Source organism: Pseudomonas sp. GW821-FHT01D09 (genome assembly GCF_059422465.1).
The window spans coordinates 29467-49423 of sequence record NZ_JBWKWY010000022.1 but is presented as its reverse complement, the minus strand read 5'-3'; the positions used below and the strand labels follow the sequence as shown (position 1 = coordinate 49423).

Here is a 19957-nt window from a genome sequence, read left to right as displayed (position 1 = left end):
AAATCTTGCATGGGCCTGTGGATAAACTGTAGAGAGCCGGCGCCAGGCCACGGCAGCCGTGGCCTGCAAAGCTTTGTACGTTATTTGATCAGCGTTTGCGCAGGCTGAGCCACGCATCGATGCTGTACACCGCCAGCCCTGCCCAGATAAACACAAAGGCCACCAGGCTGGCGGGGCTCATGTGTTCATCGAACAGCAGCACCGCCTGCAGCAGCACCAGGGTCGGCGCCAAGTACTGTAGGAAGCCGAGGGTGGTGTAGGGCAAATGCCGCGCTGCGGCGTTGAAACACACCAGCGGAATCAATGTCACCGGGCCTGCGGCCACCAGCCACCAGGCCTCGGACGTGCTCCAGAACGCCATATTGGCGCTATGGGCGGCGGGGTTGAGCAGCAGCCATGCCAGGGCAATCGGCACCAGCATCCAGGTTTCCACCACCAGCCCGGGCAGCGCCTTGACCGGCGCCTGCTTGCGGATCAAGCCATAGAAGCCAAAGGTCAGCGCCAGCACCAGCGACACCCACGGCAAACTGCCGACCTGCCACACCTGTTGCATCACCCCCACGGCGGCCAGCCCGACGGCCACCCATTGCAGGCGCCGCAGGCGTTCGCCGAGGATCAGCATGCCCAGCAGCACGTTGACCAGCGGGTTGATGTAGTAACCCAGGCTGGCTTCGAGCATGCGCCCACTGTTGACCGACCACACATAGGTCAGCCAGTTGCCGGCGATCAGCGAGCCGCTCAACGCCAGGATCGCCAGGCGCTTGGGGTTGTCCCGCAGTTCGCGCCACCAACCGGGATGTTTCCACACCAGCAGCAACAAACCGCCGAACAGCGCCGACCACAGCACGCGGTGGACGATGATTTCGGCGGCCGGCACGCTGGCGATGGCTTTGAAGTAGAGGGGGAACAGGCCCCAGATGATGTAGGCACTGAGGCCCAGGATATACCCGCGACGCGGGTTGGCGGCTTGCATGCAGAATCCTTGCTTAGGCAGCTAACAATGCTGCGATTGTAAGGATGTTTATCAGCAAATGTGTGCTGAAAACGTAATCACCGCAAAACGTGTATGAGCCGGCTTGCCGGCTCATACAAGGGTCAGAAGAGTTTCAGGGGCTCTTCGTTAAGCGCCGACAATTGCTCGCGCAGGGCCAGAACCTGATCGCCCCAATACCGCTCGCTGCCAAACCACGGGAAGCTGTGGGGGAACGCCGGGTCATCCCAGCGCCGCGCCAGCCACGCGCTGTAGTGCATCAGGCGCAGGGCGCGCAGGGGTTCGATCAGGGCCAGTTCGCGGGGATCGAAGTCGTGGAACTCCTGGTAGCCGTCCATCAACTCTGACAGCTGCCCCAGGCATTCCTGGCGATCGCCGGCGAGCATCATCCACAAATCCTGTACCGCCGGGCCCATGCGGCAGTCGTCGAGGTCGACGATATGGAACATCTCGTCGCGGCACATCATGTTGCCGGGGTGGCAGTCGCCATGCATGCGGATGTTCTTGTGCGGCGTGGCGCTGTACACATCCTCCACGCGCTTGAGCAGGTCGCGGGCCACGGATTCGTAGGCGGGCAACAGGCTCTTGGGGATGAAATTGCCGTCGAGCAGGGTGTTCAGGGAGTCATGGCCGAAGTTCTTCACGCCCAGGGCTTCGCGGTGCTCGAAGGGGCGGGTGGCGCCCACCGCATGCAAGCGCCCGAGCAATTGCCCAAGGCGGTACAACTGATCGAGGTTGCCCGGCTCCGGCGCCCGCCCACCACGGCGGGGGAACAGGGTAAAACGAAAGCCCGCGTGCTCGAACAGGCTTGCGCCGTTATGGATCATCGGGGCCACGACCGGCACGTCGCACTCGGCCAGTTCAAAGGTGAAGCGGTGTTCTTCGAGGATCGCCTCGTTGGTCCAGCGCTGGGGCCGGTAGAACTTGGCGATCAGCGGCTCGCTGTCTTCGATGCCGACTTGATAGACACGGTTTTCGTAGCTGTTGAGCGCCAATACGCGAGCATCGCTGAGGAAACCGATGCTTTCGACTGCGTCGAGAACCAGGTCGGGGGTCAATGTTTCAAACGGGTGGGCCATGCGAACTCCTGCGCGCAGCAGGTCGCCGCGTCCGGCCGGGTATGGTAGCGCACCGGGCCCTGGATAGGTGGTGTGTGTGGTGGGAGCGGGCTTGCCCGCGATGAGTCCCTAAAGATCACCTACACCGGCGTGCCCAACAGCACATTGCTCGGCGCGAACTGCACCTGGACCTGCTTCCCCTCACCGGCCCCCTGCGCCTTGAGCTGCTCGGGCGCCACCAGCGCGCACAGCACCAGGCCACTGGGCAAGGCGATGCGCACCTCGCTGGGGCCATCATCGGCCTCAAGAACCGCCTCGACCTGGCCGCCCATGCAGTTGAACCCAGGCGTCGGCGCCTGGTCGGCAGCAATCAGCTCCAGCCACCCGGCCTTGATCAATGCCACCACCTGCGTGCCGATTTCCAGCTCCAGGCGCAGGGTGCTGTCATGGGTGATCTGCGCATCGAGGGTCAAGCCGCCGGCCAGTTCCAGGCGCACCCGATCATTGCGGCCGTGGCGGTTGATGGCGATCACCTGGCCATGCAATTGGTTGCGCGCGCTGGTGCGCAGCATCAGGCGGCCCAGCAGGTTGAAGTCGCTGGCGTCTTCGGCCGCCTCCAGCACCTGGGCTTGCAGGGTTTGCAGGCGTTGATACAGGCGCAGCACCCGTTCGCCCTCTGCCGATAACCGCGCACCGCCGCCGCCCTTGCCGCCCACACTGCGTTCGACCAGGGGCTTTTGCGCCAGGTTGTTCAATTCATCGATGGCATCCCAGGCCGCCTTGTAACTCAAGCCGGCGCTTTTCGCGGCACGGGTGATGGAGCCCTGCTCGGCGATATGTTGCAGCAAGGCGATGCGCTGCGGGCGACGGACGATATGTTGGCTCAACAGGGACGGTAACGGCATGGCGAACGGCTGCACACTGGCTGGGGTGCACAGGACGTTGCGGGCAGGCGGCGCCAGAGTCAAGTCATGTGCCAGGCTTGGGCGTGCGCGCCAGGCAATACACGTCGACCTGACGCGCACCGGCATGCAGCAGTAAGCGGGCCAGGCTGTGGGCGGTGGCGCCGGTGGTCAGCACATCGTCTACCAGCGCCAGGTGCTGGCCCTGCACCTGTGCGCCAGGGGCCAGGGCAAAGGCCTTGAGCAGGTTGCGCTGGCGTTGTTTGGCGTCCAGTTGTTGCTGGGCGATGGTGGCATGGGGGCGCAACAGCAGGTGTTCATCCAGGGGCAGGTCGAGGTCCCGGCTCAGCCAGCGGGCGAGCATAGTGGCCTGGTTATAGCCGCGTTGGCGTAGGCGTTTGGCGGCCATCGGCACCGCAAGCAAGCGGTCGGGCCGCGTCAGTTCGGCGTTGTCGAAGCGGTCTTGCAGGCATTGCCCCAACAGGCTCGCCAGCAGGTGGCCCAGGGGCCATTTGCCCTGGTGCTTGAAGCGGCTGATCAGGCTGTCCAGCGGAAAACTGTAGCGCCAGGGCGCAACCACCTGTTTGAACGCAGGTGGCGACCGCACGCATTGGCCGCAGATCAGGCCGCTCGCCGGCAAGGGCAGGGCACACACCTGGCAGCCGTGCGTCAGCCACGGCAGGTCGATTTCGCAGGCGTTACACACGGTCGAAGATGAATCCGTGGCTTCATCGCAGATCAAGCAGGTTTGATTGCTTTTTAACCAGATGTAAACTTCGTGTTTGTAGTCAGGTTGACAGTGCATGAATCTTCCTTAAATATGCCGAGCATCCGTGTCGTGCCTGTGGGTATTACCCTCCCCACAGCGCTTGCCCAAGCATAAACAAGGAATCGCCCATGAGCGCCAGCCTCACTGCCACCTTGCGTCATGACTGGTCTTTGGCCGAAGTCAAAGCCCTGTTCGTCCAGCCGTTCAATGACCTGCTGTTCCAGGCGCAGACCGTGCACCGCGCGCATTTCGATGCCAACCGCGTGCAGGTGTCCACCTTGTTGTCGATCAAGACCGGCGCCTGCCCGGAAGATTGCAAATATTGTCCGCAGTCGGGCCACTACAACACCGGCCTGGAAAAAGAAAAGCTGATGGAGGTGCAGAAAGTCCTCGAAGAGGCGGCGCGCGCCAAGGCCATCGGCTCGACCCGCTTCTGCATGGGCGCCGCCTGGAAGCACCCGTCGGCCAAAGACATGCCCTACGTGTTGCAGATGGTCAAGGGCGTGAAGGCCATGGGCCTGGAAACCTGCATGACCCTCGGCCGTCTCGACCAGGACCAGACCGAGGCCCTGGCCCAGGCCGGCCTGGACTACTACAACCACAACCTGGATACCTCGCCGGAGTTCTACGGCTCGATCATCACCACCCGCACCTACAGCGAACGCCTGCAGACCCTGGCGTATGTGCGTGACTCGGGGATGAAGATCTGCTCGGGCGGCATCCTCGGCATGGGCGAGTCCCTGGACGACCGCGCCAACCTGCTGATCCAACTGGCCAACCTGCCGGAGCATCCCGAATCGGTGCCGATCAACATGCTGGTCAAGGTGGCCGGTACGCCGCTTGAGAATGCCGAGGATATCGACCCGTTCGACTTTATCCGCATGCTCGCCGTGGCCCGTATCCTGATGCCGCAATCCCATGTGCGCCTGTCTGCCGGCCGCGAGGCGATGAACGAGCAGATGCAGGCCCTGGCGTTCTTTGCCGGTGCCAACTCGATCTTCTACGGCGAAAAATTGCTGACCACCGCCAACCCGCAGGCGGACAAGGACATGCAACTGTTCTCGCGCCTGGGCATCCTGCCCGAAGCCCGCGAAGAACATGCCGATGAAGTGCACCAGGCGGCGATTGAGCAGGCGTTGGTCGAGCAGAAAAGCAGCGAGCAGTTCTACAACGCGGCCGTCTGACCCCCATCCCCCTATTGGAATGCAATCCAAATGTGGGAGCTGGCTTGCCTGCGATAACGACCTATCAGTCACCTCATGTATTGGCTGACCCACCGCTATCGCAGGCAAGCCAGCTCCCACAGTGGGTCGAGTTCAACCTGATCTACCGAGGCCAGCATGTCTTTCGATCTCGCCGCGCGCCTCGCTGCCCGCCGTACAGAGCATCTCTATCGCCAGCGCCCACTGCTGCAAAGCCCTCAGGGCCCGCAAGTGGTGGTGGACGGCCAGCCGCTATTGGCCTTTTGCAATAACGACTACCTGGGCCTGGCCAATCACCCACAAGTGATCGAGGCCTGGCAGGCCGGCGCGGCCCGTTGGGGCGTGGGCGGTGGCGCCTCACACTTGGTGGTCGGCCACAGCACCCCGCACCATGCGTTGGAGGAGGCGCTGGCCGAATTCACCGGCCGCCCACGTGCCTTGCTGTTCACCACCGGCTATATGGCCAACCTTGGAGCTGTCACCGCCTTGGTGGGGCAGGGCGATACGGTGCTCGAAGACCGGCTCAACCACGCGTCCCTGCTGGATGCGGGTTTACTCTCTGGCGCACGCTTCAATCGTTATCTGCACAACGATGCGGTCAGCCTGGCCAAGCGCCTGGAAAAGGCCTGCGGCAATACCCTGGTGGTCACCGACGGTGTGTTCAGCATGGACGGCAACCTGGCGGACCTGCCGGCGCTGGCCCGCGAGACCCGGGCCAAGGACGCCTGGCTGATGGTGGATGACGCCCATGGCTTCGGGCCGCTGGGCGCCACGGGCGGCGGGATTGTCGAGCATTTCGGCCTGAGCCAGGAGGATGTGCCGGTATTGGTCGGCACCCTGGGCAAGGCCTTCGGCACCGCCGGGGCGTTTGTGGCTGGCAGCGAGGACCTGATCGAAAGCCTGATTCAGTTCGCCCGCCCATACATTTACACCACCAGCCAACCGCCGGCGCAGGCCTGCGCCACCCTGAAAAGCCTGGAGCTGCTGCGCAGCGAGCACTGGCGGCGCGAGCATCTGCACGCGCTGATCCGCCAGTTCCGTCAGGGCGCGGAGCAGATCGGTCTGGCGCTGATGGACAGCTTCACGCCGATCCAGCCGATCATGATTGGCGACAGTGGCCGGGCGATGCGCCTGTCACAGATGCTGCGCGAGCGCGGGATCATGGTCACGGCCATCCGCCCGCCCACGGTGCCGGCTGGCAGCGCGCGCTTGCGCGTGACCTTGACCGCTGCCCACAGCGAGGCGCAGGTACGGCTATTGTTAGAGGCATTGGACGAGTGTTTCCGCTTGTCAGGCCGGGAGTCCGACCATGCGTGACCGACTGATATTGCTTCCCGGCTGGGGCCTGGGGGTCTCGCCGCTGGAACCCTTGGCCGCCGCCTTGCGCGGCCTGGACGAGCGCCTGCGGGTGGATATCGAGCCGTTGCCGGCGCTGGTGGGCAGCGACCTCGACGAATGGCTCGACGAACTCGACGCCACCTTGCCCGATAACGCCTGGCTGGGCGGCTGGTCGTTGGGCGGGATGCTTGCGTCCGAGTTGGCGGCACGGCGCGGCGAGCGCTGCTGCGGCCTGCTGACCTTGGCCAGCAACCCCTGTTTTGTAGCGCATGAGGGCTGGCCCAGCGCGATGCCAGCGCAGGCGTTCGATGGGTTCCTGGCCGGCTGCCATGCCGACTCGCAAGTCACCCTCAAACGCTTCGGCCTGCTGTGCGCCAAGGGTACGCACGACCCACGGGGCATCGCGCGGCTGCTGGTCAGCAGCGCGCCGGCGGCCCCTTCCAGGGTGCTGATGAGCGGCCTTGAGCTGCTCGCGCAACTGGATACTCGCGAGGCCTTGCAGGCCTTTCGTGGCCCGCAGTTGCATCTGTTTGCCGGCCTGGATGAGTTGGTGCCCTGTGAGGCGGCTATTGAGTTGTTGAAGTTGCTGCCAGATGTCGAAGTCGGTCTGATTGAACAGGCCGGCCACGCTTTCCTACTGGACAACCCCCACGGAGTGGCGGGGGCGATCCAGGCTTTTTTGCATGAGTGCGGTGATGACTGATTTGTCCCATCCTCCCCTGCCGGGCGCCTTGCCCGACAAGCGCCAGGTCGCGGCGTCGTTTTCCAGGGCGGCGGCCAGTTATGACAGTGTGGCCGCGTTGCAGCGTGACGTGGGCAGCGCGCTGATCCAGCGCCTGCCGCCGGCGCTGATACCCGGGCGCTGGCTCGACCTGGGTTGCGGCACCGGGTTTTTCAGCCGCGCATTGAACACCGTGTTTCCCCAGGGCCAAGGCCTGGCGCTGGATATCGCCGAAGGCATGCTCAACCACGCACGGCCCCTGGGCGGTGCCGAGCACTTTATCGCCGGGGATGCCGAGCGCTTGCCGCTACGCGATGCAAGCTGCGGGTTGATCTTCTCCAGCCTGGCGGTGCAGTGGTGTGCCGATTTTGCCGCAGTGCTCAGTGAAGCCCGGCGAGTGCTGCAGCCTGGCGGGGTGCTGGCGTTTGCCAGCCTGTGCGTCGGCACGCTGGATGAGCTGCGCGAAAGCTGGCGGGCGGTAGACGGGATGGTGCACGTCAATCGCTTTCGCCTGTTCAGCACGTATCAACAGCTGTGCGCGGCCAGTGGTTTGCGCGTGGTGAGCCTGGAGCAGCGCCCCCATGTGTTGCATTACCCGGATGTACGCAGCCTGACCTACGAATTGAAAGCCTTGGGGGCGCACAATCTGAACCCGGGGCGCCCTGGAGGCTTGACGGGCCGGGCACGGATTGTTGCACTGGTGCAGGCCTACGAGCAGTTCCGCCAGGCCCGGGGGCTGCCGGCCACTTATCAAGTCGTGTACGCCGTATTGGAGAAACCATTATGAGCGCTGCCTATTTCATCACCGGCACCGACACCGATGTCGGCAAGACCACCGTTGCGGCCGGCCTGCTGCACGCCGCGCGGCAAGCGGGCAAGAGTACCGCCGCCGGCAAGCCTGTGGCGTCGGGCTGTGAAGTGACCCCCCGCGGCTTGCGTAACGCCGATGCCCTGGCCTTGCTGGCCGAGTGCTCGTTGCCGCTGGCCTATGCGGAAGTCAATCCACTGGCCTTCGAGCCAGCCATCGCGCCGCACCTGGCGGCCCGCGAAGCCGGTGTGGCGTTGACCGTGCAGGCCCTGCTCAAGCCGATGCAGCACATCCTTGGGCAACACGCGGACTTCACGTTGATCGAAGGTGCAGGCGGCTGGCGCGTGCCACTGGCCGGCCAGGACAACCTGTCGGACTTGGCCAAGGCCTTGCAATTGCCGGTGATCCTGGTGGTGGGCGTGCGCCTGGGCTGTATCAATCATGCGTTGTTGAGCGCCGAAGCCATCGCCCGGGACGGGTTGCCGCTGGCGGGGTGGGTGGCCAATATCATCGACCCGAAGACCTCCCGTCTGGAAGAGAACCTCGCCACCTTGGCCGAACGCCTGCCGGCGCCGTGCCTGGGCCGAGTGCCAAGGCTCAAGCAGGCCACGGCCGAAGCGGTGGCCGAGTACCTGCAACTGGACTTGCTTGATTAGTTTTGGCTACCGTTAAGGCATTATGCCATTAGTGTTATTGACGGGCCTTTTGCAAGATTGTCTGCTTCAATAAGGGTTCACGATTGATTACAAGGCAGGTGCACGCCATGGACATCTCTGGAAGCAGTGCGTTTTATTCAGGCCTGAGCACTATCCAGGCCGGGCAGAACCGCGTCGACCAGGCCGCCGGTAACATTGCCAGTGCCGCCACCGGCCAGCCTTCGGATGCGCAGAATGACCGCTTGCAGGCGGTCAATCGCGGCCAGCCGACCGACTCGGCGAGCAATATGGTGGAACTGGCCGAGGGCAAGTTTCAGGTGGAGCTGGGGGCGAAAGTTGCCAAGGCTTCCGACGAAATGCTCGGCACGCTGATCGACACCTACGCCTGATCCTCCCCCCGACTCTCCTGTAGGCGCCAGCCGGCGCCTACCTTTATCCCCCCTTGGAATTTGTGCGGCATCACGCTGCAGGCCTCGTCGCGCCTGGCGTTGACCTGTGTCATGACAAACGGCAGCCGCTGGGCGCTTGACAAGGATTGGGCGTAAACGTATGTTTCAAACAACTGTTTGACCGCTACAACAAATCCACGCGGTTGTTCATTCCAGGATTCATCAGCAGAGGTTTATCGCTATGCCTGACTACAAGGCCCCCTTGCGTGATATTCGCTTCGTTCGTGACGAACTGCTCGGCTACGAAGCGCACTATCAGAGTCTGCCGGCTTGCCAGGACGCTACCCCAGACATGGTTGACGCCATTCTTGAAGAAGGCGCCAAGTTTTGTGAGCAAGTGCTGGCCCCGTTGAACCGCGTCGGTGACATCGAAGGGTGCACCTGGAGCGAGTCAGGCGTTAAAACCCCTACTGGTTTCAAAGAAGCCTACAAGCAATTCGTCGAAGGCGGCTGGCCGAGCCTGGCCCACGACGTCGCGCACGGCGGCCAAGGCCTGCCGGAATCCCTGGGCCTGGCCGTCAGCGAGATGGTCGGTGAAGCCAACTGGTCGTGGGGCATGTACCCAGGCCTGTCCCATGGCGCGATGAATACCATTTCCGAGCACGGCACCCCCGAGCAGCAAGATGCCTACCTGACCAAACTGGTCTCGGGCGAGTGGACCGGCACCATGTGCCTGACCGAACCGCACTGCGGCACCGACCTGGGCATGCTGCGCACCAAGGCCGAGCCTCAGGCCGACGGTTCCTACAAAGTCTCCGGGACCAAGATCTTTATCTCGGCCGGTGAGCACGACATGGCCGACAACATCGTCCACATCGTACTGGCCCGCCTGCCGGATGCTCCGGCTGGCACCAAAGGCATTTCGCTGTTTATCGTGCCTAAGTTCCTACCCAACGCCGATGGTTCGGTGGGTGAGCGCAACGCGGTGTCCTGTGGCTCCCTGGAACACAAGATGGGCATCCACGGCAACGCCACTTGCGTGATGAACTTCGACGCGGCCACCGGTTACCTGATCGGCCCAGCGAACAAAGGCCTGAACTGCATGTTCACCTTTATGAACACCGCTCGCCTGGGGACCGCGCTGCAAGGCCTGTCCCACGCCGAGATCGGTTTCCAGGGTGGCCTCAAATATGCCCGTGACCGCCTGCAAATGCGTTCCCTGACGGGCCCGAAAGCGCCGGACAAGGCCGCCGACCCGATCATCGTGCACCCTGATGTACGCCGCATGCTGTTGACCATGAAAGCCTTCGCCGAAGGCAACCGTGCGATGGTGTACTTCACCGCCAAGCAAGTGGACATCGTCAAGTACGGCACCGACGACGAAGCCAAGAAACAGGCGGATGGCCTGCTGGCCTTCATGACCCCAATCGCCAAGGCGTTCATGACCGAAGTCGGTTTTGAATCCGCCAACCACGGCGTACAGATCTACGGCGGCCACGGTTTTATCGCCGAGTGGGGCATGGAGCAGAACGTTCGCGACAGCCGCATCTCGATGCTGTACGAAGGCACCACCGGTATCCAGGCCCTGGACCTGCTCGGCCGTAAAGTGCTGATGACCCAGGGCGAAGCGCTCAAGGGTTTCACCAAGATCGTGCACAAGTTCTGCCAGGCCAACGAAGACAACGCAGCGGTCAGCGAGTTCGTCGCACCGCTGGCGGCACTGAACAAGGAATGGGGCGAGTTGACCATGAAGGTCGGCATGGCCGCCATGAAGGACCGTGAAGAAGTCGGTGCCGCGTCGGTGGACTACCTGATGTACTCCGGTTATGCCTGCCTGGCGTACTTCTGGGCCGACATGGCGCGCCTGGCTGCCGAAAAACTGGCTGCCGGCACCAGCGAAGAAGGCTTCTACACCGCCAAGCTGCAGACCGCGCGCTTCTACTTCCAGCGCATCCTGCCGCGTACCCGCACCCACGTCGCTACCATGCTGTCGGGCGCCAACAACCTGATGGACATGAAAGAAGAGAACTTCGACCTGGGCTACTAAGCCTCGGCGGGTTCCCTGCCAAGCCGCCGCTCTTTCGGGAGCGGCGGCTTTTTTGTGGGAGGGTGAAAAAACCTGAGTGGCGCGCTCAGGGATTGCGCCTTGCTGCCGTTACAGTGATGGCAATGTGACGTAGGTCACATTGAGTGTGCTTAACTGTGAGCAGCGAAGGCACTGTGCCATCTTTTTTTTGTGGGTCGGAGCTTTACCCTTGTCGCGCGCGTCTGCTGTACGTTTCAGTCATTTCCTACCATCGTTGCTGTTATTGCTGGCGGGGTTGTCGGCTGCTTACGTCAAGGACCTCAGCGTCTTCTTCACCTCGCTGTTCAATGTCCTGCCGACCCTGGTGCTGTTGCTGGGCGGTGCCTATTGCGCGGTGTACCGCCGCCAGCGTGAGCTGTTCCTGATGGTGACGGTGTACGTTGCCTACTTCCTGCTGGACACCCAGACCGATTTTTATCGTGACCATGGCCGCGTGCGCGAAGACGCCGCCGTGGTGTTCCATCTGGTGTGCCTGCTGTTGCCAATGTTGTTCAGCATCTATGCCCTATGGCAGGAAAAAACCCACCTGTTCCGCGACTTTATCGCACGCTGTGCGGTGCTGCTCGCCGTAGGCAGCGTGGCCCTGGGCCTGGAGCAGAGTTACCCGGAGCCGTTGCTCAACTGGCTGGCGGAAATTCGCTGGCCGGCGCTGCATGGGGCGTGGATGAGCTTGATCCAGCTGTCATACCCGGTGTTCCTGCTGGGCTTTGTTGCACTGGCGGCGCAGTACTGGCGCGAGCCTCGGCCGTTGCATGCCGCGCAACTGGTGGGGTTGCTGGGGATATTCTGGATGTTGCCGCAGACCTTTATCCTGCCGTTCACCCTGAACATCATGTGCAGCCAGGTGATGTTGATGATTGCCGCGGGGGTGTCCCATGAGGCCTATCAGATGGCCTTTCGCGATGAACTCACCGGCCTGCCGGGACGCCGCGCCCTCAATGAGCGCATGCAGCGCCTGGGCCGCAACTATGTGCTGGCGATGAGCGACGTCGACCACTTCAAGCGGTTCAATGACACCCACGGCCATGACGTCGGCGACCAGGTGCTGCGGTTGGTGGCCAGCAAACTGTCGAAAGTCGGCGGCGGCGGCCGGGCCTATCGGTATGGTGGCGAAGAGTTTGCCGTGGTGTTTGCCGGCAAGACCCTGGACGAATGCCTGCCGCACCTGGAAGCAATCCGCGAGATCATTGCCAACTACCACATCAAGTTGCGCAACCCGGACAGCCGCCCTCAGGACGATCAGCAGGGGCGCCAGCGCCGTTCGGGCACGGGGGCGTCCAGTGTGTCGGTGACGGTGAGCATCGGCGTCGCCGAGCGCCAGGCCGAGCAGCGCACCCCGGAAGAGGTGCTCAAGTCCGCTGACCAGGCGCTGTACAACGCTAAGGGCGCCGGGCGTAACTGCGTGGTTGCCGCCGGGCAGAACCGCCGTGGCGCGGTGCGCATGCAGGGCGCTGCCGGTTGAGTGATGGCGGTGTATTCAGCGCCTGTACAGTGATTGTCCGGGGCCACCGGCGCCAGTAGGTTTAAGCCATCTGCTGCCGGAGACCTCCCCATGCCTGCCTATAAAGCCCCCCTGCGCGACATGCGCTTTCTGATCGATCACGTGTTTGATTTCCCTGCGCACTACGCGGCACTGGGCGCCACCGAGGCCAGCCCGGACATGGTCAGTGCGATCCTCGAAGAAGGCGCCAGGTTCTGCGAGAACGTGCTTGCACCGTTGAATCGCCCGGGGGATGAAGAAGGCTGCCATTTCGACAAGGGCGTGGTGACCACCCCCAAAGGCTTCAAGGAGGCCTTCGCGCAATACGTCGAAGGCGGCTGGCATGGGCTGGCGGCGGATCCGGCCTACGGCGGGCAGGGCTTGCCGTTGTCCCTGGGCTTGGTGCTCAGCGAGATGATCGGCTCCAGCAACACCTCCTGGGGCATGTACCCCGGCCTGACCCATGGCGCCATGTCGGCGATCCACGCCCACGGCACCGCCGAGCAGAAAGACACCTACCTGACCAAACTCACCGCCGGCCAGTGGACGGGCACCATGTGCCTGACCGAAGCCCATTGCGGCACTGACCTGGGCCTTATCAAGACCCGCGCCGTGCCCCAGGCCAATGGCAGCTACGCGGTGACCGGCAGCAAGATCTTCATCTCGGCCGGCGAGCACGACATGAGTGAAAACATCATCCACCTGGTGTTGGCCAAGTTGCCGGATGCGCCCGCTGGCACCAAGGGGATTTCGCTGTTTATCGTGCCCAAGTTCCTCGCCGAGGGCGGGGCGCGCAATGGGGTCAGTTGCGGCTCCATCGAGCATAAGATGGGGATCAAGGCCTCGGCCACCTGTGTGCTGAATTTCGATGGTGCCGAGGGCTACCTGATCGGCGAGGCCAACAAGGGCCTCAACTGTATGTTCACCATGATGAACCATGCGCGCCTGGGCACGGGCATGCAGGGGCTGTGCCTGGGGGAGGCGAGCTTCCAGGGTGCGATCAAATACGCCAACGACCGCCTGCAAATGCGCGCCCTGAGCGGCGCCAAGGCCCCGGACAAACCGGCAGACCCGATCATCGTGCACCCCGATGTGCGGCGTATGTTGCTGACCATGAAAGCCTTCAACGAAGGTAACCGCGCCCTGACGTACTTCACCGCGCAACTGCTGGACACCGCGCACCTGGGCGCCGACCCGCAGCAACGCCAGGAAGCCGAGGATCTGCTGGCGTTCCTCACGCCGATCTGCAAAGCCTTTATGACCGAAACCGGCCTGGAAGTGACCAACCACGGCATGCAGGTATTTGGCGGCCACGGTTTTATCCGTGAGTGGGGCATGGAGCAGTTGGTGCGCGATTGTCGGATCGCGCCGATCTACGAAGGCACCAACGGCATCCAGGCCCTGGATTTGCTGGGGCGCAAGGTGCTGGGCAGCCAGGGCAAGTTGCTGCGCGGGTTTACCAAAATCGTGCATAAGTTCTGTGCGGCCCATGGTGAGCACCCGCAATTCAAGGGCCAGGTTGCGCAGCTCAATGAGCTGAACCAGCAATGGGGCGAACTGACCACCAAGGTCGGCATGGCCGCGATGAAAAACCCCGATGAAGTCGGTGCTGCAGCCCTGGATTACTTGATGTATAGCGGGTACATCATCCACGCCTACCTATGGTTGCGCATGGCCCTGGTGGCGCAGGCGCAGTTGGATGCCGGCAGTGGCGATGAGGATTACGCCCGGGGCAAGCGGGTGACCTGTGAGTTTTACTTCAAGCGCCTGTTGCCGCGCTCCAGTGCCCATCGTGCGGCGGTGGAGGCGGGCAGTGATTGCCTGATGAGTTTGCCCGCCGAGCTGTTCGCCTTGTAGCTGTTGGTGTGACTGTGAAATACCAATTGGTCACAAGCAGACCCTATGTGTCACAAAAGTTGTTCGGTTACACTCAGGGTCTGTGAAACCGATCCTACCGAATCACTTTTAACGTTCCTACGAGGTTTGCCATGGCTGACTACAAAGCGCCGCTGCGCGATATGCGCTTCGTCCTCAACGAAGTATTCGAGGTTGCCAAGCTGTGGGCGCAACTGCCGGCCCTGGCCGAGACCGTGGATGCGCAAACGGTCGAGGCGATCCTTGAGGAAGCCGGCAAAGTCACCGCCAAGACCATCGCCCCGTTGAGCCGCAGCGGCGACGAGGAAGGTTGCCGCTGGGACAATGGCGTGGTCACCACCCCGGCCGGGTTCCCCGAAGCCTACAAGACCTATGCCGAAGGCGGCTGGGTGGGCGTGGGTGGCGACCCGGCCTACGGCGGCATGGGCATGCCCAAGGCGGTCTCGGCCCAGGTCGAAGAAATGATCAACTCCTCGGGCCTGGCGTTTGGCTTGTATCCAATGCTGACGTCCGGCGCCTGCGTGTCGATCAACACCCACGCCAGCGACGAACTTAAAGCCACCTACCTGCCGAATATGTACGCGGGCGTGTGGGCCGGTTCCATGTGCCTGACCGAGCCCCATGCCGGCACCGACCTGGGGATTATCCGCACCAAGGCCGAGCCGCAGGCGGACGGTTCCTACAAGGTCAGCGGCACCAAGATTTTTATCACCGGTGGCGAACACGACCTCACCGAGAACATCATCCACCTGGTGCTGGCCAAGTTGCCTGACGCCCCGGCCGGTCCCAAGGGCATCTCGTTGTTCCTGGTGCCCAAGTTCATGGTCAATGCCGATGGCAGCCTGGGCGCGCGCAACCCGGTGAGCTGTGGCTCGATCGAACACAAGATGGGGATCCAGGCCTCCGCGACCTGTGTAATGAACTTCGACGAAGCCGTTGGCTACCTGGTCGGCGAGCCGAACCGTGGCCTGGCGGCGATGTTCACCATGATGAACTATGAGCGCCTGGGTGTCGGTATCCAGGGCCTGGCGACCGGCGAGCGCTCTTATCAGAACGCTGTCGAATATGCCCGTGACCGTCTGCAAAGCCGTTCGCCGACCGGCCCCAAGGCCAAGGACAAGATCGCCGACCCGATCATCAACCACCCCGACGTACGTCGCATGTTGCTGACCATGAAGGCGGCAAACGAAGGCGGCCGGGCGTTTTCCACTTATGTGGCGATGCAACTGGACACCGCCAAGTTCAGCGAAGACGCCGCGACCCGCAAGCGCGCGGATGACCTGGTGGCGCTGCTGACCCCGGTCTCCAAGGCGTTCCTCACCGACCTGGGTTTGGAAACCACCGTGCACGGCCAGCAGATTTTCGGCGGCCATGGCTATATCCGCGAGTGGGGCCAGGAGCAGTTGGTGCGGGATGTGCGCATCACCCAGATCTACGAAGGCACCAACGGCATCCAGGCGCTGGACTTGATGGGGCGCAAGATCGTTGGCAGCGGCGGGGCGTTCTACACCCTGTTTGCCGATGAGATCCGCCATTTCATCGCCACTGCCAGCAGTGACCTGGCCGAGTTCACCCAGCCGCTGAGTGCGGCGGTGGACGAGCTCGACACCTTGACTGCCTGGGTCCTGGACCGCGCCAAGACCAACCCGAATGAAATCGGCGCGGCCTCGGTGGAATATCTGCATGCCTTTGGCTATATGGCCTATGCCTATATGTGGGCGCTGATGGCCAAGGCTGCCTTGGGCAAAGAGGCCGAGGAAGACTTCTACGCCAGCAAGCTGGGGACGGCGCGCTTCTACTTTGCCCGCCTGTTGCCGCGCATCCACTCCCTGAGCGCCTCGGTGAAGGCCGGTAGTGAATCGCTGTTCCTGCTGGATGAAGCGCAGTTCTAAGCCAAGGAGGGCGTGTAAGCATTCTCTTACATGACGTGCTGCTAATCGTCCTCTATCGCCAGATTGGATCCACAGCTAATCTACTTCACATGGACGTCGCGCAGGAAGCGCAAAGCAACAACAGGGACACGTAGGATTCTGCCAGGATGGCGGAGTGAAATGGATGTCAGGGAAACAGTCTGCAAAGCCCCGCTTCGGCGGGGTTTTCTTATTGGGCGCGAAAAAGTTCAGGCCAGCCCGTCTACCATGGCCACCGGCCCATGTGGACCATTCATCACGTCTTCGAGCAAAGTGCGCAGCAACGCCAGCGTCGCTTGTTGGCGTTGTACATCGCGGCACACCAACCCCACTTTCAGCGGCACCCGTGGCTCACTCAAGGGCTTCCATAGCAGCGCCTGGCTGCTGTGTTCGTCCTGCGAGCGGCCGGGAAGAACTGTCGCCAGGCGGGTATGGGGCAGGCTGTCGAGAATCCCCACCATGGTATTGAGCTCCGCCTGGACCTGTGGCCGGCGTCCCAGGTTTGCCAGCTGCGCCTGCCAAATCTGCCGGACCTGGAACTCTTCTCCCAACAGCAGCATGGGCAGCTCCGCTGCTTGCTTGAGGGAGACCTTCTTGAATTCACGCAAGGGATGGTCAGCCGGGATGACCACTTTCAGTTCATCTTCATACAGCAACACACCGTGCAACCCGGGTTGGCGTGCCGGCAAGTAACTGATGCCAATGTCCAGCGAGCCATTGAGCAGGCGGCGTTCGATCTCCAGGCCCGTCAACTCGTAGATCTGCACCACCAGGTGCGGCTGGGCTTTGCGTACCCGCTCCAGCATTTGCGGCACCAGGCTGGTATGCACGGTTTGCAGCACGCCGATGGCCAGGGTACGCAGGGCCTGGCCCTTGAAGTGGCGCAGGGCCTCGACGGCTTGCTGCATGCCATCGAGCAATGGCAGGGCGTGGTTGTACAAGGTGTGTGCGGCCAGGGTTGGCAGCAGGCGCTTGCTGCTGCGCTCGAACAGGCTCACGTCCAGGTGCTGCTCCAACTGGCGGATCTGCTGCGACAGCGCCGGCTGGGAGATCGACAGGCGCTCAGCAGCCCGGCCGACATGGCCCTCTTCGTAGACCGCGACGAAATAACGCAGTTGCTTAAAATCCATAAGTAACGCTTATCGAAAAAGCTGCAAAATCGAAATGGCTGAACGCCCCCAAGGCGCCTAGTCTAGCGCCTATTCACAAGGCTTACAGGGCCAGAAAGCGCGATGAATACCGTTTACAGCGATGGTGTTTGTATAGGCAAGGCAAAAAACGACAGACCGGACTCCCGCCAATCCAGGGTTGCCAACACCCTGCGGGGTGTGCAGGCATGAACCTGTTCAACCTGCGTCGCCCGGCACCGAGCCTGGATGATCTGCTCCTGGACGCGAAAACCCCGATGCTGTGCGATGAGTTTTCCAGCCAATCCCTGATGCCCACCGTGGCCCGGCCACCTCAGGTCTTCGTTCGTGGCCAGGGTTCCTGGTTGTGGGACAGCGAAGGCCGTGCCTACCTGGACTTTACCCAGGGCGGCGCTGCCAACAGCCTTGGCCACAGCCCTTCGGTGCTGGTGCGCGCGCTGGCCGACCAGGCGCAGGCGCTGATCAACCCTGGCATAGGGCTGCACAACCGCAGCCAACTGAACCTGGTAGACCGCCTGTGCCACAGCACCGGCAGCGACCAGGCCTACCTGCTTAACAGCGGGGCAGAAGCCTGCGAGGCGGCCATCAAGCTGGCGCGCAAGTGGGGCCAACGGCATCGTGGCGGCGCCTATCGCATCATCACCGCCAGCCACGCTTGCCACGGCCGCAGCCTGGCGACACGGGCGGCTTCTGGTGACAATTGTTTCGAGCCGCAACTGCCGGGCTTCTGCCACGTACCGTTCAACGATCTGCCGGCCTTGCATGCCGCCGTCGACGCGCAAACCGTGGCGATTATGCTGGAGCCGATCCAGGGCGACGCCGGCGTCATTCCGGCCACCGAGCATTACCTCAAGGGGGTGGAGCGGCTGTGCCGAGAGCTGGGCATTCTGCTGATCCTTGACGAAGTGCAGACCGGGATGGGCCGTTGCGCTACCTTGCTGGCCGAACAACACTACGGCGTGCGCGCCGACATCGTGGCCCTGGGCAAAGGCCTGGGCGGCGGAGTGCCATTGGCTGCGCTGCTGGCCCGCGGCACAGCCTGCTGCTTTGAACCCGGTGAGCTGGAAGGCACCCATCACGGCAATGCCCTGATGGCGGCAGCCGGCGTTGCTGTGCTCGATAGTGTGCTGGGGCACGGCTTCCTCGAACACGTGCGTGATACCGGCCAGTACCTGGGCGAAGGCCTGGCGCGCCTTGCCCACCGCTATGGCCAGGGCGAGCTGCGGGGCCAGGGCCTGTTGTGGGGCCTGAGTTTGTCAGATGATTCGGCGGATGCCGTGGTAAAGGCGGCACTGTATGAAGGCCTGATCCTTAATGCCCCCCAACCCGACTGCCTGCGCTTTACCCCGGCGCTGACGTTAAGCAAGAGCAATATTGACGAAATGCTACTGCGTCTGGCCCGTGCGTTTTCCCGCGTGCGCACCGCCCAATTGCAATGCCGCAAGGGCATCGCTGTTTAATCCTTATTCCTGAACCGTCTCGCGGTATACGCGGCGCCTCCAGCCTGATTCTTTTGGCTGGGGGCGTTTTTTTTGTGTGTCATTTTTGGATTGAAAAGGAGGCTTGAGATCCGTCGAAAAAAATGGCTTTTTAGCGGGCGCCGGCAGGGAGTGCCGGTAGGGTGCAGAGATTTTTGTGTGTGCCCTATTTCTAATGTCTACCACTGAGTGGTATGTTTTTGGGGAAGGGATGCCTATGAAGCTCAGACTGTTCAAAAGCCGGCATTTTGCTGATGCCGCCAGCAAAGCCTGGATCGGCGATTCGCAATTGGGAGAGGCATTTGGCGAAATGCTCAGGGGCCAGGCGGATAACTTGGGCGCTGGAGTCTGGAAGAAACGCCTCAATCACAACCGGCATCGTTCCATCGTTTTGGCAAAGGGCAGGCATTACTGGGTTTATCAGTTTCTGTTCGCCAAGCAAGATCAAAGCAATATCAGCCACAAGGAATTGGCTGGGTTTAGGGCATTGGCAAAGGCCTATGAAGGCTTGAACGAAATACAGATCCAGCAATTACTGGATCTCAGGGAGTTTGTGGAGATACATCATGAGCAAAAAATATGAAAGTGAAGCGCTGGAATCCATTCACCAATCGGCCAGCGCGCTGCATTCGATCGGTGCCATCAGCAAGACCACCCTTCGGGAGTTCGATGAGCTATGCATTGCGCCTGTGCCGGCGCAGATACCTGCCGCCCAGATCAAGCAGCTGCGCGAACGTAGCCATGTCAGCCAGCCAGTGTTCGCCCGCTACCTGAACACTAGCGCCTCGACAGTCAAGCAATGGGAATCCGGCGAGAAGCAGCCCAGCGGCATGGCGCTCAAGTTGCTGAGCATCGTGCAAAAGCACGGGTTGGAGATCCTCGCCTGAGGAGGATGGCCCGGTGCCAGATTCCACTGAACCCTCACGCGCGGCCAGGGTCGATTAGCTGTACGGCTCACACGAGCCGATTTTTTGGAGCTGACCCATGGACTTCATTCGTATCATCATCGCCATCCTGGTCCCGCCATTGGGTGTGTTCCTGCAAGTGGGCTTCGCCGGCGCGTTCTGGCTGAATCTCCTGTTGACCCTGTGTGGCTACATCCCGGGCATCGTGCATGCGGTGTACATTATCGCCAAGCGCTGAGCC

At 62.3% G+C, this 19957-nt stretch carries 19 protein-coding genes; 14 read left to right on the top strand and 5 right to left on the bottom strand.

Annotation, left to right across the window (positions count from 1 at the left end):
* Positions 1 to 88: 88 nt before the first annotated feature.
* The 4 genes from rarD to AC07W7_RS18615 all read right to left on the bottom strand — a co-directional run bounded on the left by rarD (position 89) and on the right by AC07W7_RS18615 (position 3756).
* Positions 89 to 973 carry an EamA family transporter RarD gene (rarD, locus tag AC07W7_RS18630; protein WP_076962269.1) on the bottom strand — a complete coding sequence of 295 codons (885 nt, stop codon included), beginning with the start codon at positions 971 to 973 and terminating at the stop codon, positions 89 to 91.
* Between the two features lie 122 nt (positions 974 to 1095).
* Complete coding sequence (locus AC07W7_RS18625; protein ID WP_076962268.1) at positions 1096 to 2070, bottom strand: serine/threonine protein kinase; 975 nt, start codon at positions 2068 to 2070, stop codon at positions 1096 to 1098.
* Positions 2071 to 2189: 119 nt separating this feature from the next.
* Positions 2190 to 2954 carry a TOBE domain-containing protein gene (locus AC07W7_RS18620; RefSeq protein ID WP_495039884.1) on the bottom strand — a complete coding sequence of 255 codons (765 nt, stop codon included), beginning with the start codon at positions 2952 to 2954 and terminating at the stop codon, positions 2190 to 2192.
* A gap of 64 nt (positions 2955 to 3018) precedes the next feature.
* A complete protein-coding gene (locus AC07W7_RS18615) occupies positions 3019 to 3756 on the bottom strand; it encodes a ComFC family protein (protein WP_197882441.1) in 738 nt (245 codons plus the stop codon).
* A gap of 92 nt (positions 3757 to 3848) precedes the next feature.
* Between AC07W7_RS18615 and bioB the strand changes: the two genes are divergently transcribed.
* The 10 genes from bioB (at position 3849) to AC07W7_RS18565 (ending at position 16167) form a co-directional block, all read left to right on the top strand.
* On the top strand, positions 3849 to 4904 hold the full coding sequence (gene bioB / locus AC07W7_RS18610; protein WP_495039866.1) for a biotin synthase BioB: 1056 nt from the start codon (positions 3849 to 3851) through the stop codon (positions 4902 to 4904).
* A 156-nt stretch (positions 4905 to 5060) separates the two neighbouring features.
* Complete coding sequence (bioF, locus tag AC07W7_RS18605) at positions 5061 to 6239, top strand: 8-amino-7-oxononanoate synthase (RefSeq protein WP_495039865.1); 1179 nt, start codon at positions 5061 to 5063, stop codon at positions 6237 to 6239.
* Entirely contained in the window at positions 6232 to 6963 is a 732-nt protein-coding gene (locus tag AC07W7_RS18600) for an alpha/beta fold hydrolase (RefSeq protein WP_076962264.1), read from the top strand. Before bioF ends, AC07W7_RS18600 begins: the two co-directional genes overlap by 8 nt.
* Positions 6956 to 7768, top strand: coding sequence for a malonyl-ACP O-methyltransferase BioC (bioC, locus tag AC07W7_RS18595; RefSeq protein ID WP_495039864.1), 813 nt, complete (start codon positions 6956 to 6958; stop codon positions 7766 to 7768). Before AC07W7_RS18600 ends, bioC begins: the two co-directional genes overlap by 8 nt.
* Entirely contained in the window at positions 7765 to 8445 is a 681-nt protein-coding gene (gene bioD, locus AC07W7_RS18590; RefSeq protein ID WP_076962262.1) for a dethiobiotin synthase, read from the top strand. The genes bioC and bioD overlap by 4 nt, the downstream gene beginning before the upstream one ends.
* A 107-nt stretch (positions 8446 to 8552) precedes the next feature.
* A complete protein-coding gene (locus AC07W7_RS18585) occupies positions 8553 to 8834 on the top strand; it encodes a pyrroloquinoline quinone biosynthesis protein PqqE (RefSeq protein ID WP_076962261.1) in 282 nt (93 codons plus the stop codon).
* Between the two features lie 241 nt (positions 8835 to 9075).
* Positions 9076 to 10881 (top strand): phenylacyl-CoA dehydrogenase, encoded by a 1806-nt coding sequence (locus AC07W7_RS18580; RefSeq protein WP_495039863.1) that lies wholly within the window; start codon positions 9076 to 9078, stop codon positions 10879 to 10881.
* A 208-nt stretch (positions 10882 to 11089) separates the two neighbouring features.
* A complete protein-coding gene (locus AC07W7_RS18575; RefSeq protein ID WP_076962259.1) occupies positions 11090 to 12382 on the top strand; it encodes a GGDEF domain-containing protein in 1293 nt (430 codons plus the stop codon).
* A 90-nt stretch (positions 12383 to 12472) separates the two neighbouring features.
* Positions 12473 to 14257 carry an acyl-CoA dehydrogenase C-terminal domain-containing protein gene (locus tag AC07W7_RS18570; RefSeq protein WP_495039862.1) on the top strand — a complete coding sequence of 595 codons (1785 nt, stop codon included), beginning with the start codon at positions 12473 to 12475 and terminating at the stop codon, positions 14255 to 14257.
* Positions 14258 to 14388: 131 nt separating this feature from the next.
* Positions 14389 to 16167 carry an acyl-CoA dehydrogenase C-terminal domain-containing protein gene (locus tag AC07W7_RS18565; protein ID WP_099168685.1) on the top strand — a complete coding sequence of 593 codons (1779 nt, stop codon included), beginning with the start codon at positions 14389 to 14391 and terminating at the stop codon, positions 16165 to 16167.
* A 227-nt stretch (positions 16168 to 16394) separates the two neighbouring features.
* On the opposite strand, the gene AC07W7_RS18560 is transcribed toward AC07W7_RS18565, so the two are convergent.
* The gene (locus tag AC07W7_RS18560; RefSeq protein ID WP_197882435.1) at positions 16395 to 17315 is read right to left on the bottom strand and encodes a LysR family transcriptional regulator; all 921 of its coding nucleotides are present in this window, start codon (positions 17313 to 17315) and stop codon (positions 16395 to 16397) included.
* A gap of 206 nt (positions 17316 to 17521) precedes the next feature.
* Here AC07W7_RS18560 and AC07W7_RS18555 point away from each other — a divergent pair, with 206 nt between their 5' ends.
* The 4 genes from AC07W7_RS18555 (at position 17522) to AC07W7_RS18540 (ending at position 19954) form a co-directional block, all read left to right on the top strand.
* The gene (locus AC07W7_RS18555; RefSeq protein ID WP_495039861.1) at positions 17522 to 18793 is read left to right on the top strand and encodes an aspartate aminotransferase family protein; all 1272 of its coding nucleotides are present in this window, start codon (positions 17522 to 17524) and stop codon (positions 18791 to 18793) included.
* A 235-nt stretch (positions 18794 to 19028) separates the two neighbouring features.
* Positions 19029 to 19394, top strand: coding sequence for a type II toxin-antitoxin system RelE/ParE family toxin (locus AC07W7_RS18550; RefSeq protein WP_495039860.1), 366 nt, complete (start codon positions 19029 to 19031; stop codon positions 19392 to 19394).
* Positions 19378 to 19698: a helix-turn-helix domain-containing protein gene (locus AC07W7_RS18545; protein WP_076962255.1), complete on the top strand. Its 321-nt coding sequence runs from the start codon at positions 19378 to 19380 to the stop codon at positions 19696 to 19698. The genes AC07W7_RS18550 and AC07W7_RS18545 overlap by 17 nt, the downstream gene beginning before the upstream one ends.
* A 97-nt stretch (positions 19699 to 19795) precedes the next feature.
* Complete coding sequence (locus AC07W7_RS18540) at positions 19796 to 19954, top strand: YqaE/Pmp3 family membrane protein (protein WP_076962254.1); 159 nt, start codon at positions 19796 to 19798, stop codon at positions 19952 to 19954.
* Positions 19955 to 19957 lie beyond the last annotated feature (3 nt).